This window comes from Gilliamella sp. ESL0441 (assembly GCF_019469185.1).
Classification (GTDB): domain Bacteria; phylum Pseudomonadota; class Gammaproteobacteria; order Enterobacterales; family Orbaceae; genus Gilliamella.
Genome location: NZ_CP048264.1, coordinates 1,468,202 through 1,493,205 on the forward strand (window position 1 = coordinate 1,468,202; position 25,004 = coordinate 1,493,205).

Annotated in this window: 21 protein-coding genes, 1 tRNA gene and 2 pseudogenes; 1 reads left to right on the forward strand and 23 read right to left on the reverse strand. The window is 34.4% G+C overall.

Going from position 1 to position 25,004, the window contains the following annotated elements; genetic code table 11:
* Positions 1 to 375: 375 nt before the first annotated feature.
* The 9 genes and pseudogenes from GYM75_RS12415 to GYM75_RS12425 all read right to left on the reverse strand — a co-directional run.
* Positions 376 to 678: a hypothetical protein gene (locus GYM75_RS12415; protein ID WP_370632167.1), complete on the reverse strand. Its 303-nt coding sequence runs from the start codon at positions 676 to 678 to the stop codon at positions 376 to 378.
* 414 nt (positions 679 to 1,092) lie between these two features.
* Positions 1,093 to 1,203 (reverse strand): annotated as a pseudogene (locus tag GYM75_RS12420) (hypothetical protein); the annotation flags it as partial.
* 23 nt (positions 1,204 to 1,226) lie between these two features.
* Complete coding sequence (locus tag GYM75_RS06640; protein ID WP_220215192.1) at positions 1,227 to 1,487, reverse strand: hypothetical protein; 261 nt, start codon at positions 1,485 to 1,487, stop codon at positions 1,227 to 1,229.
* A gap of 263 nt (positions 1,488 to 1,750) precedes the next feature.
* Positions 1,751 to 2,101, reverse strand: coding sequence for an immunity 51 family protein (locus tag GYM75_RS06645; RefSeq protein WP_220215193.1), 351 nt, complete (start codon positions 2,099 to 2,101; stop codon positions 1,751 to 1,753).
* On the reverse strand, positions 2,091 to 2,438 hold the full coding sequence (locus GYM75_RS06650; RefSeq protein ID WP_220215194.1) for a hypothetical protein: 348 nt from the start codon (positions 2,436 to 2,438) through the stop codon (positions 2,091 to 2,093). The genes GYM75_RS06645 and GYM75_RS06650 overlap by 11 nt, the downstream gene beginning before the upstream one ends.
* 183 nt (positions 2,439 to 2,621) lie before the next feature.
* Positions 2,622 to 2,981 carry a hypothetical protein gene (locus GYM75_RS06655; protein WP_220215195.1) on the reverse strand — a complete coding sequence of 120 codons (360 nt, stop codon included), beginning with the start codon at positions 2,979 to 2,981 and terminating at the stop codon, positions 2,622 to 2,624.
* Positions 2,982 to 3,034: 53 nt separating this feature from the next.
* Complete coding sequence (locus GYM75_RS06660) at positions 3,035 to 3,493, reverse strand: hypothetical protein (protein WP_220215196.1); 459 nt, start codon at positions 3,491 to 3,493, stop codon at positions 3,035 to 3,037.
* Between the two features lie 212 nt (positions 3,494 to 3,705).
* Positions 3,706 to 4,194, reverse strand: coding sequence for a tetratricopeptide repeat protein (locus GYM75_RS06665; RefSeq protein WP_220215197.1), 489 nt, complete (start codon positions 4,192 to 4,194; stop codon positions 3,706 to 3,708).
* 18 nt (positions 4,195 to 4,212) lie between these two features.
* Positions 4,213 to 4,482 (reverse strand): annotated as a pseudogene (locus GYM75_RS12425) (tetratricopeptide repeat protein); the annotation flags it as partial.
* Between the two features lie 654 nt (positions 4,483 to 5,136).
* Here GYM75_RS12425 and GYM75_RS06675 point away from each other — a divergent pair.
* A complete protein-coding gene (locus GYM75_RS06675; protein WP_220215198.1) occupies positions 5,137 to 6,498 on the forward strand; it encodes an APC family permease in 1,362 nt (453 codons plus the stop codon).
* Positions 6,499 to 6,622: 124 nt separating this feature from the next.
* On the opposite strand, the gene GYM75_RS06680 is transcribed toward GYM75_RS06675, so the two are convergent.
* From GYM75_RS06680 to GYM75_RS06745, 14 genes are all read right to left on the reverse strand, one after another.
* A complete protein-coding gene (locus tag GYM75_RS06680) occupies positions 6,623 to 6,886 on the reverse strand; it encodes an HPr family phosphocarrier protein (RefSeq protein ID WP_065558280.1) in 264 nt (87 codons plus the stop codon).
* Positions 6,887 to 7,022: 136 nt separating this feature from the next.
* On the reverse strand, positions 7,023 to 7,961 hold the full coding sequence (locus GYM75_RS06685; RefSeq protein ID WP_220215199.1) for a phosphatidate cytidylyltransferase: 939 nt from the start codon (positions 7,959 to 7,961) through the stop codon (positions 7,023 to 7,025).
* Between the two features lie 57 nt (positions 7,962 to 8,018).
* Positions 8,019 to 8,504: a hypothetical protein gene (locus GYM75_RS06690; RefSeq protein ID WP_220215200.1), complete on the reverse strand. Its 486-nt coding sequence runs from the start codon at positions 8,502 to 8,504 to the stop codon at positions 8,019 to 8,021.
* Positions 8,491 to 9,807, reverse strand: a complete 1,317-nt coding sequence (locus GYM75_RS06695) for a phosphatase PAP2/dual specificity phosphatase family protein (protein ID WP_220215201.1) — start codon at positions 9,805 to 9,807, stop codon at positions 8,491 to 8,493. Before GYM75_RS06695 ends, GYM75_RS06690 begins: the two co-directional genes overlap by 14 nt.
* A gap of 12 nt (positions 9,808 to 9,819) precedes the next feature.
* Positions 9,820 to 11,571: a bifunctional alpha/beta hydrolase/class I SAM-dependent methyltransferase gene (locus tag GYM75_RS06700; protein WP_220215202.1), complete on the reverse strand. Its 1,752-nt coding sequence runs from the start codon at positions 11,569 to 11,571 to the stop codon at positions 9,820 to 9,822.
* A 13-nt stretch (positions 11,572 to 11,584) separates the two neighbouring features.
* Positions 11,585 to 12,193 (reverse strand): CDP-alcohol phosphatidyltransferase family protein, encoded by a 609-nt coding sequence (locus tag GYM75_RS06705; RefSeq protein ID WP_220215203.1) that lies wholly within the window; start codon positions 12,191 to 12,193, stop codon positions 11,585 to 11,587.
* Between the two features lie 65 nt (positions 12,194 to 12,258).
* Complete coding sequence (locus GYM75_RS06710; protein WP_220215204.1) at positions 12,259 to 16,533, reverse strand: acyl-CoA dehydratase activase-related protein; 4,275 nt, start codon at positions 16,531 to 16,533, stop codon at positions 12,259 to 12,261.
* Positions 16,534 to 16,789: 256 nt separating this feature from the next.
* Positions 16,790 to 17,509 carry an epoxyqueuosine reductase QueH gene (locus GYM75_RS06715; protein ID WP_220215205.1) on the reverse strand — a complete coding sequence of 240 codons (720 nt, stop codon included), beginning with the start codon at positions 17,507 to 17,509 and terminating at the stop codon, positions 16,790 to 16,792.
* 270 nt (positions 17,510 to 17,779) lie between these two features.
* Positions 17,780 to 18,112, reverse strand: coding sequence for a multidrug efflux SMR transporter (locus tag GYM75_RS06720; RefSeq protein ID WP_220215206.1), 333 nt, complete (start codon positions 18,110 to 18,112; stop codon positions 17,780 to 17,782).
* 198 nt (positions 18,113 to 18,310) lie between these two features.
* A tRNA-Lys gene (locus GYM75_RS06725) sits at positions 18,311 to 18,386 on the reverse strand.
* A 281-nt stretch (positions 18,387 to 18,667) separates the two neighbouring features.
* Positions 18,668 to 21,526, reverse strand: a complete 2,859-nt coding sequence (locus tag GYM75_RS06730; protein ID WP_220215207.1) for a valine--tRNA ligase — start codon at positions 21,524 to 21,526, stop codon at positions 18,668 to 18,670.
* A 245-nt stretch (positions 21,527 to 21,771) separates the two neighbouring features.
* Complete coding sequence (locus GYM75_RS06735; RefSeq protein WP_220215208.1) at positions 21,772 to 22,617, reverse strand: Rossmann-like and DUF2520 domain-containing protein; 846 nt, start codon at positions 22,615 to 22,617, stop codon at positions 21,772 to 21,774.
* Between the two features lie 293 nt (positions 22,618 to 22,910).
* Entirely contained in the window at positions 22,911 to 23,366 is a 456-nt protein-coding gene (locus tag GYM75_RS06740; RefSeq protein WP_220215209.1) for a DNA polymerase III subunit chi, read from the reverse strand.
* Between the two features lie 18 nt (positions 23,367 to 23,384).
* Entirely contained in the window at positions 23,385 to 24,866 is a 1,482-nt protein-coding gene (locus tag GYM75_RS06745) for a leucyl aminopeptidase (protein WP_220215210.1), read from the reverse strand.
* Between the last annotated feature and the right edge of the window lie 138 nt (positions 24,867 to 25,004).

A 25,004-nucleotide genomic window follows, 5' to 3' on the forward strand; every position in this document is an offset into this window, starting at 1 on the left:
ACTTGCCCTCGCATAGCTTTGCAGTAGAAAGATAGCTTTACACATCCTAATTATTAAAATTGCGAATTAAAAACAGCTCGAAAGACTCTGAAAAAACAAAAAAACGCTAAACCGCCCAAATACAAATTGATAGTGTGTAAAAAGGCGGTACCCAAGAACAGTAATGAGATTTAGTATAATTGTGAATAACTTTTTATTTTGGGCGGTTTCGACAGCCAAAAAACGGACAAGAAACCAAATTTTGCTGAGCAATTTTTATAAATGCGTGGCTTTGCCACACCTTTTTTTGCCCCCTTTTTTTCTTTTTTGGTACAAAAAAAACCGCTTCAATCGAAGCGGTTTTTTAAAATTCTTTTATCTTAAATAGACACGCAGTTATTCCAAAGGTTTTATTGCCAAACAGAAAGATTTAAAATTTGCTACCACATTATATAAACCTTCTTCAAGGTCATATTCCCAAGAAACATACTTTACTATTCCTGTAGGAATTTCAATAAAAAAAACATTTCCGCCAGCATTTCCAGCAAATGGAAAATGAGTTTCCATAAATTTCTTTGCTTCAGATGAACGCTCTTTTATTGCTTCCCATATTTTTTGTATTTGGTCAATTCTATAAATACTTTCTATTTCCAGCTCATAATATTCGTCTTCATCTGTAGGGAGATATTCTGTACTTATTTCTGCTCCTTCTGTAAAATATACTCCGTTCTGTAAAAGATAAAATGGACAAAATCATTCTTGCCCTTAAAGTCTTGTGCAATTACACTTTCAATTTGTTCTTTTGTTAAACGTCCATTTGAAACTTGAAATTTTAAATTTGGGTTCGTAAAAAAAATATTATCCATTTTCAAGATTTATGATTTACATTCAGCTTTTGTTTTTTTTCTTGGTTTGTTCATATCCTTCCCCATTATGCTTTTCTCTGTAATCTTTAACTCCTCTAACGTGGCTTAATTTTGAGTGAACATCTTGTCTGACAAGTTGCATTTTCATAGTATTAGTTTCTGGAGCATAACTAACATGGGGTGCAACCCAATCACTTGAAAACCTTCTTTTAAAAAGGAAGTTTGCCCTCACTGTAATCCCAATACATCAGTCCAAGTATTGGGATCTTTCACGTAAGCGTAAGTATTTAAGCCCCCTGCAATAGAAATAGGGGTCGGAGCTTATGTAGCAACCACTTTCAGAGTCATAGTATCTAAAACGATTATAATAAAGCCCCGTTTCTACATCCTCATACTGCCCCGTTGCCTGAACGGAATAAACGACTTATTGTTAAATAAATTTAACCGTATTCTTCCATAGATGTCAAATTCTACCTGCCAAACCAATTCACCTTTGTCATCATAGGGCTGAGCGGGTCTGCCCAAATAATCCGATACAATCGAGTAGGACTTGCCCTCATATAGCTTTGCAGTGGGTACTAAACTTCCTTCCTCATAAACCAAAGTAGTCAGGTTTTCAACCGGTTCGGGTTGTTCCACCATAAGCATTCCCTGCTCATCAGAAATAACCTTTGGACGCCTTTCATTCTGATAAAACCACTCATGCAATATTGCATTACCATCCCAAAGATAGCGATAAATCTTTGTATTTACAATTTTCGCTGTTCTTCTTCCTAAAGCGTCGTATTCAAAACGGATCCATTTCCCCTGAGTTGCCCCCTTTTTTATTCCGCTTTGGAGCGGAAAGAGATTAAAAAAAACCGCTTCGATTAAAGCGGTTTTTTATTGTTTCTAAAACGTATTTTCTAATCTAATTCGGCTCTTGAAAATAAATCTTGTATTAAGGTTTCGTTTTCGCAGGCTTCTTTGAATGCAATTATAAAGAATTTTAGAGCATCGTGATTTGATGAATAAGCACAAAACATTCCAGCTTCGGGGTCAAACTTAACGACTTCTATTAGTTCGGGTTTTTGTTCCTCCAAAAATACTTTTGCTAAAGAAGCCCAATCGTAACCGTTACCCTCAAATCCTTCTTCTTCTCTTGTTTGGAAAATTTCAGCTTTGTATTCTCCAACATTTAAGCATACCGAAACACTCTTTTCGTGTTCAACCCAAAAGAAAGGCTTAATTAATTCCTTAAAATTTTTAGTGTCCATATTGTTCTAACTCTTTAAAAAGTTCATCGCCATTTGCTTTTATTCCGTCCCTGTATTTCGCAGGTATTTTACTTCCTACACGTTCAAACCATTCATTAAATATCTTTTTCCACTCTTGGACTCTGTCTTTTTTAATTAATAAATTGGCATCAACAGTAAACCTTTTAGCAAGTATAATTAATATATCAATATTCGCCAAAAGCGCTTGTGTTGGCTTTGTTGCGGTCTTTAACCATTCTGCATTTTCTTCAATTTGTTTTATCGCCAAATTAAAGTAACGAGCATTTACCATGTCTGCCATCTCATTACCCTCTGGTGCGGTGCTAAATATTTTCATTTTCATTCTCATTAATTTATAAATTATCCAAAATCTTCTTGAATCAATGCATTGAGACATCTTGTATCTATATCTTGGCTTGTTAAAGATCTTCTCACTAACTCGAAATGGGAACTTTAAGACCAGTTAAGTAATAAGTAACTAAGAAATTCGACTTGTAAAATTTGGTTTTAGTATTGTTATTTATTGATTTTGTTTTTCTCTAAACTCTTTTAATTTTTTCTCAATAAATGCAAAGTCATTAATGGTTTTATCCTTATTTTTTACTCTGTCATATTTTTCTCTCCATTTTCTAATTCCAAATATATAAAATTTCAATCCCTCTTCTGTCAAATCTCCAACCGTTATTTGAGAATCATCATTTGCTTTTTCTCCTTTTTTTAAAATCACTTTTGTAGTAAATCCATTATCCTGTAAAAAATGAACATAATTTTCAAAAAAAAGATATTGTTCTTCCTTAAATCCATTTCTCATTGGTTGGGGAGTTGATAAAGGAGATTGAAATATCCAACTTAATTTTTCTATTACTCTATTTTTTTCCATAATTTCCTTGAACTTAATGACATTTAACTTGTTCTTCGGTTACATTCTAAATCTTAGATAATAGATATGTTTTTTAATCCTATTAACTCAATTCCTTTTAAGTCCACATTATTACATTTTTCTATGACTAAATTTTCAATATTCTTCATTTGTTTTATTGTTTCTTTTACGTGAATTAAAGAATTGCAACTTTGAATAAATATAGTTTTGAGTTTATCACATTTTTCAAGCCCCCTAATTGTAGTAAACTTTCCTTTTATAAGACGTAAGTATTCTAAACTATCAGTTTTGTTTAAAAAATATAAATCTTCAGATTCCACACCACCAATCATTAATCGGTTTAACAATTTTAGATTTTCCCAACCCGTAACTCCAGAATAGTATCCAATATTAAGGTTTTCTAGTTTTGGAAAATTTGAAAGGTCAATAATATTAAAATCCCAACGTAGATTTTTCAAATTTGATAAAACCCAAATAGTCAGATTTTCGACTGGTTCGGGTTGTTCCAACATAAGCATACCCAGCTCGTCAAATATAACCTTAGGACGCCGTTTATTTTTTCCAGATATTAAAGTAAATTCATGATGTCAATTGCTATTTTTATTTGAGCAGCTAGTACCTTTTCCTACTTCTTGTTTTGACACTTTGAATATAAAGAAATTAGAAATCAGCGTTGACGAGATATCAACACCATATATCTCCTTATATAGGAATAATGTTTAATTCATTCCTTAAAAAAGATATCACAACTTTCTTTAAATTTTAGATAATAAGCTTTTTCAAAATACTTACTAGCTAACTTGCTATTTTTTTCAACACCATCACCTTCATCATACATAATGCCTAATCTATACATTGCTTCAGCAATATCCCAATCTGCTGCTTTTGTATACCAATAGAGCGCTTCCTCTTTATTGACTTCGACACCATCACCTTTATCATACATACGCGCTAAATCATATTGCGCATACTCATGCCCTCGTATTGCTGCTTTTGTATACCAATAGAACGCTTTTTCTTTATTAACTTTGACGACTTTGACAGCATCTTTACCTTCGTCATATATACGTGCTAAATGATATTGCACGCGAGCCAAATTCAAATTATCTTTTACCTCTGCTTTAGCTTTAGAATACCAATATCGTGCTTTTTCTTTATTGACTTCTATACCCTTACCTTGGTCATACATATATACTAACTCTAATTGCGGCAAAACATACCCTACTTTTGCCGCTTGAGTATACCAATAGAGCGCTTTTTCTTTATTAACTTCGACACCGTCTCCTGATTCATATATACGTGCTAAATGATATTGCGCATTATCATGCCCCTGTTCCGCTGCTTGAGTGTACCAATAGAGCGCTTTTTCTTTATTGACTTCGACTCCCTTACCTTCGTCATACAGAAGGGCTAAGTTAAACTGAGCTGTACTATCTCCCTGCTCAGCCTCAGTGTTACAAGCAATAAAAGCTTTATCAAATTTTTCTAGAGCAAAATCAATAACGCAATTACTAGCTTAAGCCGTCGTCGATAATAATGCTGTTAATACAATAAATAGTATTTTTTTCATTAGTTTTCCTTAAACTACTAAAATATAATATTTTTTTATTTTAACTACTGACAAGAAAAGTCAAAAATAGACTTACTCTCTATTACTCGTTAACAATGCATTTTTAAATGGCTTATGGGTAAATGGAGTTGGTAATATTGTTAACACGCCAACTAAACTTATTGGGGCACATATAAAAATGTCACTGTTATTAGAGAAGTATTTAACCATAGATATATTTTTTTCACTACTTTATATCAAATTGCCCTCTTCACCAATTAAAAATGTAATAACTTTTGAATGTTAATAACCCTTGGCTTTTTCATTTTTTGTACTTCTATGCTTATCCACAATAGAACGCTAAACATAAATATATGTCATGGTCTACGAGTTTAAACAATCTATTTTTATTAAGATTTGTTTAGAAATAATTCATATTAAATGATCTAATTCAAAATTTGCATAATTTAATGTCAATATAATAAAAATTAACTTGCATAATTAGAATAATGTGGGAGAATTCCCTGCCGCTTTTAGCGGGTAAAAAGGCAAAACTATACTTAGTAGTTTTTTATTGTTTTTTGGGACAGAGGAGCAAAGTTAGTCATGTCCGCAATAAAAATGAAACGAGTTTTAACCACACCTGCATTGATTGCATTTGGTTTAGCTTATATGGTTCCTTTGGGGATCTTTACCACTTATGGGGAAGTCACTGTTACAAGTAATGGACACTTACCTATAGCCTACATCATTACCCTTGCCATGATCTTTTTCACAGCATTGAGTTACTGCCGAATGGCAAATAAACTTCCTATTGCTGGTTCGGCCTATTCGTATGTTCAACGTACTTTTGGTGGAAAAGTCGGTTTTTTGGTTGGTTGGGCTCAAATTTTAGATTACCTTTTTTTACCAATTTTAAATTATTTGGTTTTAGGTATTTATTTAAACGAAGCGTTTCCAGCGATTCCTGCACCCGTATTTGTTTTAGGATCTTTAATTGGCGTAAGTTTACTCAATTATTTGGGAATCAAATTAATTAACTCGGTTAATTTCACTTTGATCATCATTCAAATGATTTTTATCGGTTTATTTATCTTTTTGACATTTACAAACGTTAATTTAACGCCTGATGCTATGATGAAACCATTATTAGTTAATGCTAGCGATTTTAGCGGATTACTTTCTGGTGCAGCAATATTATGTCTTGCTTTTTTAGGGTTTGATGCTATTGCGACATTAGCAGAGGAATCGAATGATGCCCAAAAATCGTTACCAAGAGCAATTATCTGGACTGTCCTTATTGCTGGATGTATCTTCTTAATCGTTTCTTATTGTGCTCATTTAGCCTATCCAAATTGGACTGATTTTGCAGAGAATAAAGATACCGCAAGTTTAGATGTTGTTCGTCGTGTGGGCGATATTAGCCGGTTAGGTGGAGAGTTTATGTATAACTTCTTCCAAGCGGCTTATTTAACTGGTGTATTTGCCTCTGCAATGACTGCACAAACCAGTGTTTCACGAATTTTCTATGCAATGGGTCGTGAAGGTGTATTACCAAAGCAGATCTTTTATCGTATTCACCCTCGTTTTAGAACACCTTATTTATCTATAATATTTGTGGCATGTTTTTCATTATTATCGTTGGTGTTAAGTTTAACATTGGTTGTTTCAATGATTAGCTTTGGGGCGTTAGTCGCATTTACTTTTGTCAATTTATGTGTAATTAAAAGCTATTTAGGTGAAGGTCAAACCAAAACATTAGCGTTAATCATCAAATATGGTCTTTTACCGGCAATTGGTGTTTTACTTTCTTTATGGTTGTGGACTAGTTTAGATGCGACAGCCATGGTAGTTGGTTTAATTTGGCTCGCTATTGGATTTTTCTATCTGATATATTTAACTAAGGGTTTTACAAAATTATTGCCATCTATTGATCCACACGAATTAAATTCAATCATCAAAGATTAGCTTAATTTTTTCAAATAGTTCTACTTAAAAGTAATCAGTTCTCGCCCTTTTAAAACCATTCCGTCGACCTAAGTCGACGGAATAGATATGTTTATAACATTCTGTTTTGATAAAGATTTATCAATTATTCACCAAAACCAGTAGCAAATAATTCGCGGATTTCATCCATTGCAGCTTGCTCGTCTTCTCCATCACAGATGATTTCAACAGTGGAACCACCTTTTACACCTGCTCCAAGCAATCCCATCATACTTTTTAATTTAATTGCTTTGTCGTTATAAACAAGCTCAATTGATGATTTATAGCGACCGGCTAATTTAACTAATGCCGTTACTGGGCGCGCATGAAGACCGGTTGAATTTTTTACTACCATTTGCTCTTTTAACATACTAAGTCCTTCTTTCTATCTTAAGTTAATACAATACCTAGTATTTATATCATAAAATAATCTGTTTTGCTCATTTTTAGATATAAATTTTTATAATTTATACAAAGCTTTTTATTAATTTAAACTTAATACTATTTTATGCCCAATAATATCTGACTACATGAAAGAAAACAGGCGCTGCAAAACAGATTGAATCAAAACGATCAAGTACACCACCATGTCCGCCAATTAGGTTACCCCAATCTTTTACCCCCCTATCACGCTTTATGGCAGACATAACTAATCCGCCAAAAAATCCAAGCAAGGTGATCATGAGAGAAATTAAACCAGCTTGAAAAAAACTAAATGGCGTAATCCAAAACAGACAACTACCAATAAAACTGGTTGTAACTATACCACCAATAAATCCTTCCACTGTTTTGGATGGTGATAGATTAGGGCTAATTTTATGTTTACCAAATAATTTACCAAAGACATACTGCAAAACATCTGACATTTGAACAACTAACACCAAAAAAGCAATAAGTAATAAATTTCGGTCGTGATAGTTATCAATTTGGAGTGACAATAAGGCAGGTACACAAGAGATATTATATACGGTGATGACTAATCCCCATTGTACTTCGGCCGTTCTGTCTAAGAATTTAAATGAGGATCCGGTAATTGTGGCTAAAATAGAAAGAATTAAAAAACCATATACTGGAATGAATATGCTAAATAGACCATACCATGAAACAGCAACTAAAATATATTGCGCCGGCAACGCTATTCCAAAAGCAAATATTAAAACGTAATAATCATATCGGCTAATGCTGGTCAGATTAAGAAACTCTCGTAATGCTAAACCCGATACCACAAAAAATAAAAAAATGACCGCTAATTTTCCGATCAAAAAAGCAGTACCTAAAATCGCCACCATGACCCACCACGCATTAATGCGAGTATTTAAATTATCAATAACGCGATTAGGGGATCGAATTCGATGTTTTAACGTGAGACCAATTAACGACGCAACGATTAAAAATAGAGTAACGCCCAAAAATAACAATAAAGTATGGTATTGATAGTTAGACATCTATTCCCTCAAATTGCTGATTTTTTTAATACTTTAAAAATGAATGTTGAAATCATTTTACAATAAATTATAAATAATACGACTGGCAAATCCGCCTATAAATAGTAAAAGTTGGATCATCACTGTCACTAATTGAATTTTAAAAAGTCGTAATGTCCCTTTTTCGCGCTCATACATTGTTCGAGATTTAGAAAGATCAGATTTGATTAAACCTAATTTTACAAGCGCATGATCTAACTCTTTCAACACTATTGAGGGTTCATGAATATATGGCGTCAAATATTCAAAAAGTTTGATATCGAAATTAGTCCTAAGTGCATAATATTGACTTATTAAACCTAAAATAAAAACAAAAAAACAGATTAAACTTATCAGATTCGAATCATTAATTGCCAGATAAATAAAACCAATGACCAGCGCAGAAATTGTTAAAAACCCAGAAAAAATATTAATTTGCTTACTTAAAGAAAGCAAACTACACAATGTCACAATTTCAGTTTGATTGATGTGAAACTGTTTTCTATTATGATCAGATTTCAGCATGTAGATTTCTGCTCCATTCTATTAATATTAACCGTTGTCTAGTTGAAATAATAATATTACGCCGACATGTTCTTACCTTAGCTATCGCATCATCAACATCCTTGGCTCGATGAGTCCACAACAACCACGCAATAACTGCTGTCGCACTTCTTGAATAACCTAATGCACAGCAGACTAACAATCGACCTTGCAGTCGATATTGTTCAATGATTTCAGCCGTCATTTGACATTGCGCTTGCGTGAGCGGTGTCATATCCAAAATGGGCATTAGCATATAATTACCTTTAAATTGACCTATCGGCAGTTCTGCACATAAATCAACAATAGTTGTAAATTGATTGTGTTTCAGATAGTACGTTGAAGGAATTCTACCTAAATAAACGTTATCCTCAATGAAATTGTTTGGATGGTACCGAATCGTCCATAAACATGAATTAATCCACATAATGATAAAATAAGGGAAATATAATAAAATAACGACGAGTGAAAAATGCCCATTAGATTGTTTTTGATATCCTTTTGCACCTATCAATAAATAATTAAGCGCGACCAACAAAAATGCCCCAGAAAGCCAAAATAACCAAAGTCCCCAACCCATCATATAAATGGCCAAACTCATGGTTAATAGAGTTAAACAACAATAAATAAAAGCCCAACGGTACTGTTTTGATAAAAACGCTAATTTTAGGGTAAATATACCATCATTAGGCCATAACCATATGCATAAACACCCCACCCATACACCAGTTGGGATATCAAAAAAATGATGTTGCCAGGTTGTTAATACCGATAGCGCAATTAACAAACACCAAATATGCAAAATATTACGGAAAAAAGTCTGAAAATAATTAGCATAGAACTGCCATAAAATAATAAGTAATGTGATATGTAATGATGGGGCTTGATTAAAAGGTTTATCAAATCCCATAAGAATATCAAAAAGTAAACCAAAAAATCCGTCCATAGCTGGACGATCAAAACTGAATTTAAGTGGGAAAAGAAGAAAACAACAGACACAAATAATTTGTGCGGTTAATAATCTAAAACAAAGTATTTTTAATGACTGATTCGATTTTGCTAGTAATATAGCAAGTCCATACATTAAGTCTATCGACCAATAGGGTACAATCGTCCATGACCAAAGTGGTATGATCGTTTCCCAATCAAAAACAATGCTACTGACATCATTACGTTCAGCTGTGAATGCATTGCTAAAATTGTAACTAGCAAAGAAAAATACCGTTAACCCGATAAGCCATAAACATTTGCTAATGTTTAATTGAATAGAACCCTGCTTCATCATAACGTTAATCAATTAATCAATGCGCTGAGCTAATGACACCGTAAAAATCCCCCACTGATCAATACGCATTGTGACTTTTCGAAAGCCTGCTGCCATGACAAGTTGATCCATTTCAAGTTGTGTCCGTCTGCGCATTATCCATGGTTGTCCGTCACGATGTGAAGTTAATGCTCGGGCAATAAACTCAAGTTGAGGATGCCAAGGTTGATTGGTATAAATTAAATATCCACCTTTGGGGATAGCATCCGCTAAACCCGATAAAGATTCACGTAATAATGAATTATCACTAAACAATTCATACAAACCAGAAACGACAGCTAATGTTGGTTTAGGCGATAGGTCAGCTAACTGCTGTCTGTTAAAAGCATCGCCCTTTTTAAACTGTACAAAGTGGCTTAAGCCCAATTCATTAATCAAATTTTGACCATCACGAATATTAATATCGCTATAATCTCTAAGGAGTACTGAATCAGGTTTCTTGGCTAACTGATTAATTGTCTCAAGAATATAACGTCCATGGCCTGCTGCTATATCAACAATATTGACGATATTATCGTATTTTTGTAATTGCGATATGGCTAATTTTAATAATTCTTCAAGATGCATTTTACGTTGCCGAATTCCTCGCCAACCCATTGATTGCAAATAAATATAGTCAAAAAACTGACCTAATTTTGAGCTTCCTGAAGGTTGATTACGATAAACATAATCCAATGTGCTACCTGAGTCGAACCCAGTTTCAACTCCAAGTTTGATACCATCAGAAATTTTACTGGCATATTTTAAATTAGCTTTGATGAATTTCCAGTAAAGAGGTTTAACTATTCCCTTCACAGGCAATGATAAATTATCGGCTTCTTGCTTAGTGTAACCAACAAGATCTGCGTTAACCAAAGAAGGAATATTCGGTTGATTTGCAAAGCACCCTATTATAAAACGCCTTGCTCTTTCAATAGCGATATGGCGTTCTTGTTCACCAAACGTGTCATGATAAAAATTAGGCAAGATATGAAATTCTTTTTGAATAGTACCTAAATTTTCATAAAACTGTTTTTGAGGTTTACGTCTGACAACAAAATCAGAACCAGAAACAAGTATTTGAGTCGGCACTGTTATTGCATTAGCATCTTTAACAATACGATCAGCTACAGAATATAAATCAAGTAGCAATCTGACTGAAATTGGTCGAGTGATTAATGGATCTTGATTAAATGATTCTGCTCGTTGTTTGTCATGAGTCAATAATCCAGATTTAACGTAACTATTAACAAAAAAATTACCTTTCAGATTATATAATAATTTTAAACCAGGTACGGCCAAAGGAACATAAAGTTTTACACGAAAAGCAGGCGCACCTAATACTAATGCCCGAATATTGGGGCTATAATCATGCACCCATGCACTCGCAATGACGGCACCCACACTTTGTGCAATAATTGCAATATCTTGTTGCCTTAAACTATATTCATGGGTAATGTGTTCAATAAAAGCATTCGCATCCTTGATCAGCGTAGCAAAATTGGGGGCATCGCCTCGTTCACCTTCTGATTGTCCATTACCTCGGGCATCCCATGCAAAAATGTGAAAATTAGGTAATTCAAGTTCGTCGGCAAGATGCGCTATTCGACCAGAATGTTCATGTCCACGATGAAAAAGCACAATCGCTTGATTGGGTTGGATATCGGCATCTATTGCAGGCCAGTAGCGATAAAATATTTGGCAACCATCATGGCTTGTGAATGTTTTTTGTTGCTGTTGACGCATCGACAACTCCTTGTTAAATTTTAGCTTCTTGCAAACCTTTTCGAATTCGATTCACAGTCGTCCATATGAGTAAAAAAATAATTATCCCTAATAACGCATTTATCCAATTCAATGGTAACAAACCGGTAGCAATACCTAAACTGATTAAGCTAAAAATAAAAGCTCTATCGCTTTTTCCCATTGGACCGTCATACCGTCTGGATGCACCAATTAGTAACCCTAAAACACCACTATATTCAGTTAAAAAAGACAGTAACACAATCAATATCACTAAACCAGTATTGACACTTGGCACCTGAATAAATACTAATAATAACGCACAATCGGAAATAACATCCGTTATTTCATTTAAATATGCGCCTAAATTAGATTTTTGATGATACTCTCGTGCTAACATGCCATCAATGGCGTTGAGCGCCATTCGAATAAACATCCATACTGGAATTAAGAAAAATAGCCAAAGATATTCAATAAAATAACTCACAATCAAGGCGATAAAAATAGAGCCCATACAAGCGAATAAGGTGACCTGATTAGCGGTAATGTTCGCATTATAGAATTTTTCAACGCAGGGACGAAGTAACGATTGAAATCGTGATTTTAATTGATAAATTGATAACACAAACAATCCTTTTATAAATTATCTTTTTACTATTACTTACACTGAATCGTCATGTACTTTAACATTTAAACAATCCGTTGTAACTGGGTATACTTTAATGAACTTACCATAAAATGCAAACGATTAAGCACATTAACTTCACCTGCACCATCATCAAAGTCTAAATAAAGTAAGTTGAGTTTTGGGTTAAGATCTCGCATTCGTTTTTCAACACCTTTAGATACAACATGGTTCGCAATACATCCAAACGGTTGCAGGCTAATAACATTGTTAATTCCCTGTTCAGCAAATGTCATGATGCCAGCAGGTATCAACCAACCTTCACCATATTGATTCGCCAGATTTAAGATTTCTTCAGCCTTTTTAGACATATCACGTATACTATGGAAAGGTTGATAATACTTAAATTGGGACAAAATTTTATTTGTTTTATCAATATACCGATATGCAATCTTTTCAAAAAAGGATATTAGATAAGAGATATAACTCTTTGATGAGAGATAATTATTGACATTACTATCATAATTAACAAAACATTGCGCAAAAAACTCAATCATTGGTGGAATAACCGGTTCAATACCCTGCTCGACTAACCATTCAACACTGTGTTGATTACCAAAACTATTATATTTAACGTAAATTTCGCCCACTATACCGATTTGTGGACAATCTTTATGGTGTGTTTCAATTTGATTAAAGTGTAGAACGGCTTGCGTTAATAGTTCGAAGATGGCCTTTTTACTTTGCTTTTGTTGAATAAGTTGTTGCAATTTATGCATATAAAGCGCTTTAAGCTGATCAGCTTGTTGTTTAACTTTCGCTCTTGGCGCAATAGCGTAATACATTTTTGATAGTGAATCAGTAAAAAGCATCGCAAAAAAAGTTATCGGTAATGTTTTAAACCAATTTAGCTTAAAGCCAGGTTGTTCTATTTCATGAATATTTCCAGTACTAAGTGAAATTATGGGAATATCTTCAAAACCATTACTGATCATCGCTTTTTTGATCAACGATAAATAACTACTCGCTCGACACTGTCCACCCGTTTGAGTTATCCCTATTGCTACATCATTACGGTCATATTTTCCTGAACGCAGTGCTTTAATAATATCCCCAACAATAATTGTTGCCGGATAACAGATTTCGTTATTGCAGTATTTTAATCCCCATTCGACTGAACGCTTATCTGGTTTAGGTAATGTTTCCAGTTTATAACCCGATAACGCAAAAATTGGCGTTAAGAGCGGAGAATAAAAATCGGAGATAAACGGTGCTAAAATGGTTCGACGTTGCTTATCTTGCTTGTTAAAAATAGCCGTTTTTTTACGTTCAACTATTTTTAGCGGTTGCTGATGATTCATTCGTATCGATTCAATAATGGAACGTAAACGTAATCTGACAGAACCGGTTGCGGTAATCTCGTCAACACGAATTATCGTACCGGTTTTACCTTTTGATTCTAAAATTGCTTTACACTCATCGGTAACAATAGCATCAGGCCCGCAACCAAATGAATTAAGTTGAACAAATTGGATATTATTGGGTTGCTCTGCAACGAATGAAGCGGCTGCATATAAACGATTCGGATAGCTCCATTGTGAACAAATTTGAAGTTCTGGCGATAACTGGCTAATGCCACCTAATACAGAATCTTCAGTAATCACATCACAACCAAGCGCATTTAAGATTTCAGGTGTTTTATGGTTTATTAAACTATCACTATGATAAGGCCGTCCTGCTAAAATAAATACATATCGCCCTGTTTGTTTGGCATTATCTAATACTTCAATCGCTTTGTTGTAAAGATTCTGTTTAAACTGGGACTGTGCCATTAATGCTGCCGAAAAGGCGTTATCAATGACTTTTTTCGCTATACCTAATGACCGTAAATATTGAACACAACTTTTTTTGAGTAACTTCATATCCGTGAAATTCATCACAGGATAATCAATCGGAATACCATATTTTAATTCTGGATTGATAGCACTATGTATGACTTCTGCATAACTACTCACAATAGGACAATTAAAACTATTTACTACATTATCAAACTGGGATGATTCAAATACGACCATAGGCATAAAAATACGATCCACTTTTTGACCAACTAATTCCATAATATGCCCATGTACTAATTTAGCAGGAAAACAGATACTATCAGACATCACTGTACCTGCTCCTTGTTCATAAATTTTATGGGTCGAATAAGGTGAAAGTATTACGTTGATACCACTTTGAGTCAATAACGTATGCCAAAAAGGAAAATTTTCATACTGTCCAAGAACACGAGGTATGCCTATATTAATTTTTGCTTGAGGATTTTCGACAGTGATTCGATCAAACAAGAGCGTGTTTTTATAATCAAACATGTTAAAGGCATGATTATCTTTATATTGATTATTACTTAAGAAACGTTCACATTTATTACCGGAATAATATTTTTGTCCATTGGCAAAACGGTAGATCATAATATCACAATTATTTTCGCACCCCTTACAGCGAGAAGGTTTCGCTTTGTTATCTTCAGCTTTTGCTAAGTTATCCAGCCCAATAAATTGTGAAGGTGTATTATTTTCAACAAAATGATTTTTTGCCACTAAAGCCGAGCCATAGGCGCCCATTAATTCAGGGATATTTGAGCTGGTGATTTGCGCACCGGTTAATTGTTCTAAGGCTCGAAAAACAGCAGGATTCTTAAAGGTTCCACCTTGCACGACGATATTACTACCTAATTTACGCATATCGTGCAGTTTAAGCACTTTATGAATTGCATTTTTAATCACTGAAAACGCAAGTCCAGCCGAAATATCCCCCATGGTGGCATTTTCGCGTAGGGCTTGTTTAACTTTAGAGTTCATAAACACAGTACAGCGTGTACCTAAATCACAGGGATGAGTTGATTGACAGGCCGCATCGGCAAAATCAATGGTATTTGAGTTTAATGATTTAGCAAAAGTTTCAATGAAGGAACCACACCCTGATGAACAAGCTTCATTAAGTTCGATATGATTAACCACACCATTGGCAATAAAAATGGCTTTCATATCTTGACCACCTATATCCATGATAAAACTGACATCTGGATCAATATGCTTTGCTGCGGCAAAATGCGCCATCGTTTCAACTAAACCATCATCAATACCAAATGCGGCTTTTAATAACTCTTCGCCATAACCGGTGACACCCGTACGCAAAATCACAATATCTTTATTGGATGTCTCAATTTCTTTTTTTAATTGAGATAATCCTTTAATCAGTGCACTAATTGAATGACCGTTATTGGGGGCATAATAAGTAAACAGTAGTTCATCATCTTCACTTATTAACGTAATTTTGGTTGTCGTTGAACCACTATCTATGCCCAAAAAAGCATTTTGCTTTTTATAATTTGCGATATTTAATCGAGGAATATCGATATATTTCCGTCTTTTTTTCCAGTCATCAAATGATAAGGCTTCATTAAAAAGAGGAGATAATCGAAAAGATTGATTCACTGCAATTTTTGTTGAAGCATTTAATTTCTCGATAAAACTATTAATTGAAAGTTCAGCACGTTCAATCGGATGAATTGCCGCTCCCCAAGCAGACAACAATGTTGGATAAGGCGTTTCAACTAGCTGATCTTCACCTAATTTCAACGTATTAAGCGCTGCTTTACCTAAGGTTGGAATAAAGGAAAATGGACCACCAATTAACATCACTTTAGGAACGATATCATAACCACGTGCTAAGGTATTAACGAGTTGAATACAAACAGCATGTAAAACAGAATAGGCGATATTTTCTTTTGAGACATTACGACTAATGAGATTTTGGACATCGGTTTTGGCAAAAACGCCACAACGAGAAGCAATCGGAAAGATCTTGTCATGATGTTGAGCGAGTTGATCAAATTGTTGAACAGGCGTGTTTAATAAGGTTGCCATTTGATCGATAAATGCCCCTGTCCCACCCGCACAGCTTCCGTTCATTCGAATATCGGGCGGGCGATCGGGAAAGAAGAAAATCATCTTACTATCTTCACCGCCAATATCAATTAAGGTTCTGACTTCGGGATAGTTGCGCTGCACAACTTCAGATGCCGCCACCACTTCTTGGATAAAAGGAATATCGGCTTTTTCAGATATTCCCATACCAGCCGAACCCGTTACCTTGACGGATAGACAAATATCATTACCAAACTTTTGTTTAATTTCATTAAGTAAATTGAGGACTGTCGCCACAATATGTGTATTATGACGAACGTAATTGGTATAAACAAAATTGTCAAACTCATCAAGTACAACACATTTCGCTGTTGTGGAACCAACATCTAAACCAAATTTAAATAATTTTGACATAAGCAGCACATAATCCCCAAAGCATCCATTACTTTTTAATCGATATAATCAATATCGCTTTATTTTTTATGTGTAATAATTATAGCCGAATCTTACTTTTTTTTAATCAATTTGGTTAAAAAATATCTTGTTTTAAAGTTGCGTTTTTAAAATCCTATTAAATTAATTTCTATCAGAGAAAATAGTTAGCTAAAACCATTTTTAATAGGGTGAACTAACTATTTTTTTGCATCTTTTATGAGGATAATAATATGTATTAACTCATTTTTTCTAATCCCTGCTTAGCGATCGCAATAACATTTTTTAAATCGACGCCTTGCGCTTTAGCAGCAAAAATACAACCACAATAACATTGTCGATAGACATCATATTCTTTGCAAAGCTCGATAGAACGTTTATAACCATTATTTTTTTTAAAATCGGAAGGGAGATAATTCACCGAAAAAATTTCCTGTATTTCAAAACCCAGTTGATTGATTTTCTGGCTGTTTTTTTTAGGACTTAACGTCAATGCACTCGCAAAATAATCAAATCCCAATTCTTGCGCTTTAATCGCTGCCAAATCTAACCGCATTTTATAGCAGAGATGACAACGCTCTCCTCCTTCGGGTTCATCACGCAAATGCCCAACTTGTTTAACAAACTCTGCCGGTTGGTAAGGTGCTTCTAAAAACTGGACATGATGCCCTGTTTTCAGGTTAAAATCGTTGATGAATTTTTGTTGAACCAGACTACGGTGTTCATATTCAACTCTTGGATGAATATTCGAATTGGCAAAATAGATAGTAATATCAGCATACTGCGCCAAATACTCTAAAACATAGGTACTACATGGTGCACAGCAACTATGAATCAATAATTTAGGACGAACTGCTTCGTGCTGCCAATCTGCGATGACTTCTTGTAAAACAGAATCGTAATTGATTTTGTTATGAGGATTTAATTTTTCCAGTATATTTTTAGCATTAATTAACATGATGACTCGTTTATAATTTTGATGATTAAAGTCTTTTTAAGCTGCGCTATGATATAGCGATAAACGCAACCATTCAAGCTTAGCATGTAATTTTTTATACTGAAACGAAGGTAATAACTAAAACTTTTTGATAATCTAATGATGACGTCAATAGCGTGCTTTTACTCAATAGTCATTAAACCTGAAGATTATTCAATCATCCAACCTTATTCATTAATTTTTATTAAAACAAACTATTACACTGAATAAGTATTCATCTCAAAAATAATATTAGTGCCCTGACACTTTAGAAAATAAGTTTATAATAATTACCCCAAACATGATAAATCCCATACCGATTACAGCCGCTAAGTCCAAAGTTTGTTTCAGAAAGATCCAAGCAATCAAACTAATAAGCACAATACCAATTCCTGACCAAATCGCATAAGCAATACCTACGGGAATGGTTTTTAATGCTAAGGAAAGAATATAAAATGATGCGCTATAACCAACAATTGTAATAATAGAATAGATAAGATGGGTAAACCCGTTCGATAATTTTAATGAAGATGTAGCGATAACTTCACAAATAATAGCGAAAAAAAGATAAAGATATGCATTCATAATAATACCTATAGTCATTTGAAAAACAAAATTATTGGTTAAGTTTAACCTTAACGTTTTGATGTTTTATTAACCTATCACACCTTAATCAATAATATTAAAGCTTAATTATGGTTTCATTTCATCATGCTAATTTGAACAAACAGGTAAACTTGAAAGCTATCAAAGCTAGAAAATTATTAAAAAGGAATATTAAAATGGTGGGTTGTGAGGGGATCGAACCCGCGACCAATTGATTAAGAGTCAACTGCTCTACCGACTGAGCTAACAACCCATAAAAGTATTTTCGAAGTATATAGTAAACTTAATTCAAAAGCAAATTAGCTATACAAATTTTTTTTGTAAAACATTGATATTAATCTTAATATATCATTTCTTACCTTAACGGCTACATGGTCTAATTGCACATACACGATGTATCATTTTATAGTGGTAGTACTTTATTAACCTTGATATCTATCAGTTAACATACAATTTCAGATATCATCGATAAGCAGTTATGTAGCAAGGTAAAAAAATCTCTCGCTAATTTAGCGAGAGATTTTATTGGCAAGACTATAAATTTTTAATCGCAAGATATTGTTCTTGCAACTTGGTTTTATCATCAATATAGCCTTGTTGTTTTTCTTTCTCTTTGGCAACGACTGCTGCCGGTGCTTTATCTACAAAACTAGCATTCGATAATTTACCGGCAATACGGGCTATTTCACCGTCAATACGGGCTATCTCTTTTTCAAGACGCGCTAATTCATCGTCTTTATTAATTAAGCCAGCCATTGGCATTAATAGCTCAGCACCATCCACCAATTTAGTTACTGACAATGGCCCCGTTTCACCCTCATCTAATAAGACAATTTCGGATAATCTGGCTAACGATTCAATGAAATTGATATTATCACTGATGATTCGATGAACTGTAGGCGAAGCTTTACGAATCAATAGTTGCAATGGTTTACTTGGTGCAATATTCATCTCAGCACGAATATTTCGAACAGCAATAACCACATCTTTAATCCAGTTAATATCCGCAACGGCTTGGTCATCCGTATGCTTGCTGTCAAATGCAGGCATCGGCTGTAACATAATGGTATCGGCTTTAATCGCCATTAACGGTTTGACACTTTGCCAAATCTCTTCTGTAATAAAAGGAATAATTGGGTGTGCAAGTCGTAATAATGCCTCAAGAACGGTGACTAAGGTATGACGGGCAGCACGTTGTTCGGATTGTCCACCATTGGCTAATACTGATTTAGTCAATTCTAAATACCAGTCACAGAACTGATTCCACGTAAATTCATATAAAATATTAGCAGCTAAATCAAATCGATAAGTATCAAAAGCTTCACGATAAGATTTTACGGTTTGGTTAAATTCAGCTAGTATCCATTTATCCGCTAATGAATAAGCCAGATCGCCACCTTTGAAACCACAATCATGTGCTTCGGTGTTCATTAGCACATAACGGCTAGCATTCCAAAGTTTATTACAGAAGTTACGATAACCTTCTAAACGTTTTAAATCCCAATTGATATCACGCCCAGTTGATGCAAGCGCCGCTAAAGTAAAGCGTAATGCATCAGTACCATGTGCTTCTATCCCGTTTGGAAACTGTTTTTCCGTACGTTTGGCTATTTTTTCAGCCAATTGAGGTTGCATCATATTACCAGTACGTTTTTCGAGTAAATCAGCAAGTGATATCCCATCAATCATATCTAAAGGATCAATAACATTTCCTTTAGATTTAGACATTTTTTGCCCTTCTTCATCACGAATCAAGCCAGTCACATAGACTGTTTTAAACGGAACTTGAGGTTTGCCATCTTTATCTTTAATAAAGTGCATGGTCATCATGATCATTCTAGCTACCCAGAAGAAGATGATATCAAAGCCTGTTACTAAAACATTCGTTGGATGAAAAGTTGCTAAATCATCCGTATTTTCTGGCCAACCTAACGTTGAGAATGTCCAAAGCGCAGATGAAAACCACGTATCAAGTACATCTTCATCTTGAGATAAAATAATATTGTCAGATAAATTATTTTCACGTCGAACTTCAGCTTCATCTCGTCCAACATAAACACGACCTTGCTCATCATACCAAGCAGGAATACGATGTCCCCACCATAATTGACGTGAAATACACCAATCTTGAATATCATTCATCCAAGAAAAGTACATGTTTTCGTACTGTTTTGGTACAAATTGAATATCGCCATTTTTCACCGCATCAATAGCTGGCTCTGCTAACACTTTAGCTCGAACATACCATTGGTCAGTTAACATTGGTTCGATCACAACTCCACCACGATCACCATAAGGAATGGTTAAATCATGCGGTTCGATTTTTTCTAAAATAGCTTGAGCTTCACATGCAGCAATGACCGCTTTGCGTGCTGCAAAACGCTCTAAATTTTGGAACTCAGACGGAATATCAGTTGAATAGATATCACTTGCTTCACCATTGGTATCAAAAACTTCAGCTTGTGCACGAATATCACCGTCAAATGTAAAAATGTTGATCATCGGTAATTGATGTCGACGACCGACTTCGTAGTCATTGAAATCATGCGCAGGTGTAATTTTTACACAACCGGTACCTTTGGTCATATCAGCATGTTCATCGCCAACAATCGGAATACGACGGTTAACAAAAGGCAATATCACATAGTGACCAATTAAATCTTTGTAACGCGGATCTTCAGGATTAACAGCCACACCGGTATCCCCAAATAGCGTTTCGGGGCGAGTAGTTGCAACTACTAAATAATCTTTTCCATCAGCAGTTTTGGCACCGTCAGCTAAGGGATAACGCAAATGCCACATAGACCCTTTTACTTCACGATTTTCAACTTCTAAATCAGAAATAGCTGTACGTAACTTCGGATCCCAGTTTACTAAACGTTTACCACGATAAATTAAATCCTCTTGATAAAGCCTTACAAATACCTCTTTAACGGCATTAGATAAACCTTCATCCATGGTAAAACGCTCACGATCCCAATCAACCGAATCACCCAAACGACGCATTTGCTTAGTAATGCTTCCTCCTGATTCGGCTTTCCATTGCCAAATTTTTTCAATAAAAGCTTCACGACCATAATCATGACGGGTTTTACTTTCTTCGGCTGCGATTTTACGCTCTACCACCATTTGCGTTGCAATACCGGCATGGTCAGTACCAGATTGCCATAATGTGTTATGACCTTGCATACGATGATACCGAATCAACGCATCCATAATCGTTTGTTGGAACGCATGCCCCATATGTAAACTACCTGTCACATTAGGTGGTGGAATCGCTATGCAATAGCTAGGCTGGGATTTGTCACCGTTGGGTTTAAAATAACCGCTCTGTTCCCAATGTTGGTAAATGGGCTGTTCGATTTCTTGTGGATTATAAGTCGAATTTTTCATATAAATGCATTAATCCTAATTCAAGGCATAAAAATGGAATTATTCTACTATAAAATAGATAAACAATAAATTGTCATGACACGTTGTCAGGTGGATTTAATCCATAATTAGATTTTTTATCAAAACACAATATTAAATTTAAACTATTTTATTCAAAAAACAGATAAAATGACTTCATATTGGAGATATTATTAGGATAGTTTTTAGCAGAACTTATGCTGAGTCAAAACAATATTTTAAGATTACTACAGCTCTAGTTCTAATTGTTTACAATCTCTATTTGAATGTTTTTTACGGCTTATATTTATTAAAATTGTGGATAATTGTTGATAAATTGGTTTTAGTTCATCTGGCATTACCGTCAAATATTGATTGATAGTTTTGATATCTCCACGTTCAACAGGACCTGTTAATGCATCAATAATCCCTTTTCGATAGATATTTTTTGCATTGCTCAAAAACAATGGGTGCCAAGCTTGCTCACTGAATTTTTCATCAAGTCCACACTGATAAAGTAATTCAACACCTATTTCGACCAAAGCAATAATTTGATTACTTAACATCACGCAAGCTGCATGATAAAGCGGTTTTTTTTGTGCTGGTAAAAAAGCAATAGGATTTTTTAACGGTGTGAAAAAAGAGTGTAATTTACTTAGGTTATTCTTATGCGTTTCAAGTGTAAAAGAAACACCAGACATTGCTGTATAGCAATCGAATCTATCATAGATGGCGTATAATGGATGCAACGAAAATGCATAGGGATGAACAATTTTATTTTTATTGAAAATATGCGAGGTTAAGAGCCCACTACAATGTCCTATCCATTTATTTTGAATTGGCAACTGACATAATTCATCCCATAATATTAAGACTTGTTGTTCAGCTGTCGTAATAAAAATACACTCACAATGATTAACTAATTCAGATAACGTCCGAAAAGCTTGAGTTTGGGTAAATTCACTTGCGATTTTGGCATGCTCATATGTTCGACTATAAAAACCAGCGATCGTCATACCACATAAGGAAAAGTATTTAGCTAATGTGCAACCTACTTTACCAGCTCCAATAAAACCAACAATCATTACATACATAAATAAATATTTAAAAATTAAGGTATTATATCTTAACTTGTCTAATATTCAATTAAATATCTTTATTTACCATTAAGGTTATTATTCATGCAATATTAACGTTATAGCTTGACAATCAAGCTATCATCAGGAAAATTTAGGGAGCAAGTAATTGATTAAAATAGTCAGATCAATTTTCATGTATTTATTGAAACAAAATGACAAAAGGCAATAAGCGCAGTAAATGTTTATTGTTGAAAAAGTAAAAAATTCCATTTGGCTTATTACTTCTTGCCTTTTTGTATAAAGATAATTTATTCACACATAACTGGAATAGTTTTTAAATTAAAGCCAGCATCTTTGTAGGATCTATATCTCATTCTTGCAAGGGTTTTTAATCGCTCATCAACGGGTACAAAATCAATAATATCTCGATATACACCCGAAAATTCAGGGAATTGTTCCTGCAAATTGATCAATAATTGGCGATTACCGCTACTGCGTTTTTGAGGCCAGCATATTTCAACAGGTGATCCCCCTTTCATTCCCTCGCCGACTAAATTATGAGGAACAAAATTATCGGTATCCAGTTGCCAAAGGTATTCATCGATACGTTCAGCTTGAACTTGATCTTGGCAAGCAACCAGCACTCTTTGTTTTGCTTGCCATGCCTCGACAATTTTTTGGCAAGCGAGTTTTTCATAAAACAATATGCCTGTTTCGCTTGCTTCTGTTTGGTTTTCTAACAGATAGAAAATCACTTTTTTCATAAAAATAGTAATGCCGTCTTATTGATCTAACAAATATTGAATCAACATAGCAACCGGTCGCCCTGTCGCACCTTTGTTTGCACCTGATTTCCATGCTGTACCAGCAATATCTAAATGTGCCCAATGGTATTTTTGAGTAAAGCGAGACAAGAAACATGCCGCTGTAATCGTACCACCATCACGCCCACCAGCATTGACAATATCGGCACAGGTTGATTTAATCTGATCTTGGAAATCATTATCCATTGGTAAAGCCCAAGCTTTATCATCCGCTTTATTAGATGCATGCACTAATTGTGATACTAACTTTTCATCATTTCCCATAACGCCCGTATAATGATGTCCTAAAGCCACAATACATGCGCCAGTTAGCGTTGCAATATCAATCACCGCTTTTGGATTAAAACGCTCCACATAAGTTAGTGTATCACACAAAACTAAACGACCTTCTGCATCAGTATTAATCACTTCAACTGTTGTGCCTGACATTGTCGTTAAAATATCACCAGGACGATAAGCATTACCATCGGGCATATTTTCACATCCAGCCATAACACCAACCACATTAATTGGTAAATTTAATTCTGCTACAGCTTGCATTACGCCATAAACGGTAGCTGCGCCACACATGTCATACTTCATTTCATCCATACTTGCAGCTGGTTTAATTGACAAACCACCAGAATCAAAAGTTAATCCTTTACCGACTAAAACAATAGGTTGAGCTTTTTTATCTTTCGCGCCTTTATATTCAATAACAGTCATAATCGATTCATTCTGTGAACCTCTTCCTACTGCTAAGTAAGCATTCATATTTAATTTAGCCAGCTCTTTCTCACCTAAACATGTCGTTTTTAATGATCTATACGTTTTATCGAGCAATTTACCTTGTTCTGCTAAATATTGTGCATTACAGATATTTGAAGGCATATTAGCCAGTGTTTTAGTAGCCAAGATAGCATCGGCAATAATTTTACCTTGCTGAAGATTACAACTCATTGATTGAATTTGTTTTTTATCACAATAAATCAAATTAATTTTCGCTAGATTTGGTTTAGGTGCTTTCTCAGTTTTGAATAGATCAAAGTGATAAGTTGTATCGTTCACAATTTGAGGTAATTGTTTCGCAATCATTAAACTATAGGTATTATTGACTGTTAGTAAATCCCAAGTGATACTCTTAATATTTTTAGCAACTAACTCTTTTACCACATTTTGAATCATTTTTTTTGCTTTAGAAAAGTCAAAATCTTTACATTTGCCACAGCCAACCAATAATAATTTTTGTTTTAAACCATTTATACAAGGATACAATAATGTCGTTTTTCCAAGTTCACCACTCACATCACCACTTTTAATGAGTTGACTAATCATGCCATTGGTCAATTGATCGATTTCATTAACAAATTCAGATTGTTTTTTGCCAGAATCTATTGAAATAATTAAACATTCTGTTTTTTGATTAGCTAAGGTATGACTATTTTTAATTAAGAATTCCATAATGTTTCTCTTGTAAAAGATAATGTGAATAGTATTATTCTATCGATTCATCATGGGATAGCAACAAAAAGATAACTAATTATCGTTATTTCAGTTTATAATACTTAGATCTTAAAAACGTTTAATTTTATATAGGTA

Bases quoted from the DNA above. Each gene is read 5' to 3' on its own strand.
- GYM75_RS06715 (WP_220215205.1), bottom strand. From the start codon at position 17,509: ATGTTAATTAATGCTAAAAATATACTGGAAAAATTAAATCCTCATAAC.
- GYM75_RS06720 (WP_220215206.1), bottom strand. From the start codon at position 18,112: ATGAATGCATATCTTTATCTTTTTTTCGCTATTATTTGTGAAGTTATC.
- GYM75_RS06695 (WP_220215201.1), bottom strand. From the start codon at position 9,807: ATGATGAAGCAGGGTTCTATTCAATTAAACATTAGCAAATGTTTATGG.
- GYM75_RS06650 (WP_220215194.1), bottom strand. From the start codon at position 2,438: ATGAAAATATTTAGCACCGCACCAGAGGGTAATGAGATGGCAGACATG.
- GYM75_RS06690 (WP_220215200.1), bottom strand. From the start codon at position 8,504: ATGCTGAAATCTGATCATAATAGAAAACAGTTTCACATCAATCAAACT.
- GYM75_RS06735 (WP_220215208.1), bottom strand. From the start codon at position 22,617: ATGTATGTAATGATTGTTGGTTTTATTGGAGCTGGTAAAGTAGGTTGC.
- GYM75_RS06710 (WP_220215204.1), bottom strand. From the start codon at position 16,533: ATGTCAAAATTATTTAAATTTGGTTTAGATGTTGGTTCCACAACAGCG.
- GYM75_RS06640 (WP_220215192.1), bottom strand. From the start codon at position 1,487: ATGGTGGAACAACCCGAACCGGTTGAAAACCTGACTACTTTGGTTTAT.
- GYM75_RS06645 (WP_220215193.1), bottom strand. From the start codon at position 2,101: ATGGACACTAAAAATTTTAAGGAATTAATTAAGCCTTTCTTTTGGGTT.
- GYM75_RS06745 (WP_220215210.1), bottom strand. From the start codon at position 24,866: ATGGAATTCTTAATTAAAAATAGTCATACCTTAGCTAATCAAAAAACA.
- GYM75_RS06700 (WP_220215202.1), bottom strand. From the start codon at position 11,571: ATGCGTCAACAGCAACAAAAAACATTCACAAGCCATGATGGTTGCCAA.
- GYM75_RS06655 (WP_220215195.1), bottom strand. From the start codon at position 2,981: ATGGAAAAAAATAGAGTAATAGAAAAATTAAGTTGGATATTTCAATCT.
- GYM75_RS06730 (WP_220215207.1), bottom strand. From the start codon at position 21,526: ATGAAAAATTCGACTTATAATCCACAAGAAATCGAACAGCCCATTTAC.
- GYM75_RS06680 (WP_065558280.1), bottom strand. From the start codon at position 6,886: ATGTTAAAAGAGCAAATGGTAGTAAAAAATTCAACCGGTCTTCATGCG.
- GYM75_RS06660 (WP_220215196.1), bottom strand. From the start codon at position 3,493: ATGTTGGAACAACCCGAACCAGTCGAAAATCTGACTATTTGGGTTTTA.
- GYM75_RS06740 (WP_220215209.1), bottom strand. From the start codon at position 23,366: ATGAAAAAAGTGATTTTCTATCTGTTAGAAAACCAAACAGAAGCAAGC.
- GYM75_RS06675 (WP_220215198.1), top strand. From the start codon at position 5,137: ATGTCCGCAATAAAAATGAAACGAGTTTTAACCACACCTGCATTGATT.
- GYM75_RS06685 (WP_220215199.1), bottom strand. From the start codon at position 7,961: ATGTCTAACTATCAATACCATACTTTATTGTTATTTTTGGGCGTTACT.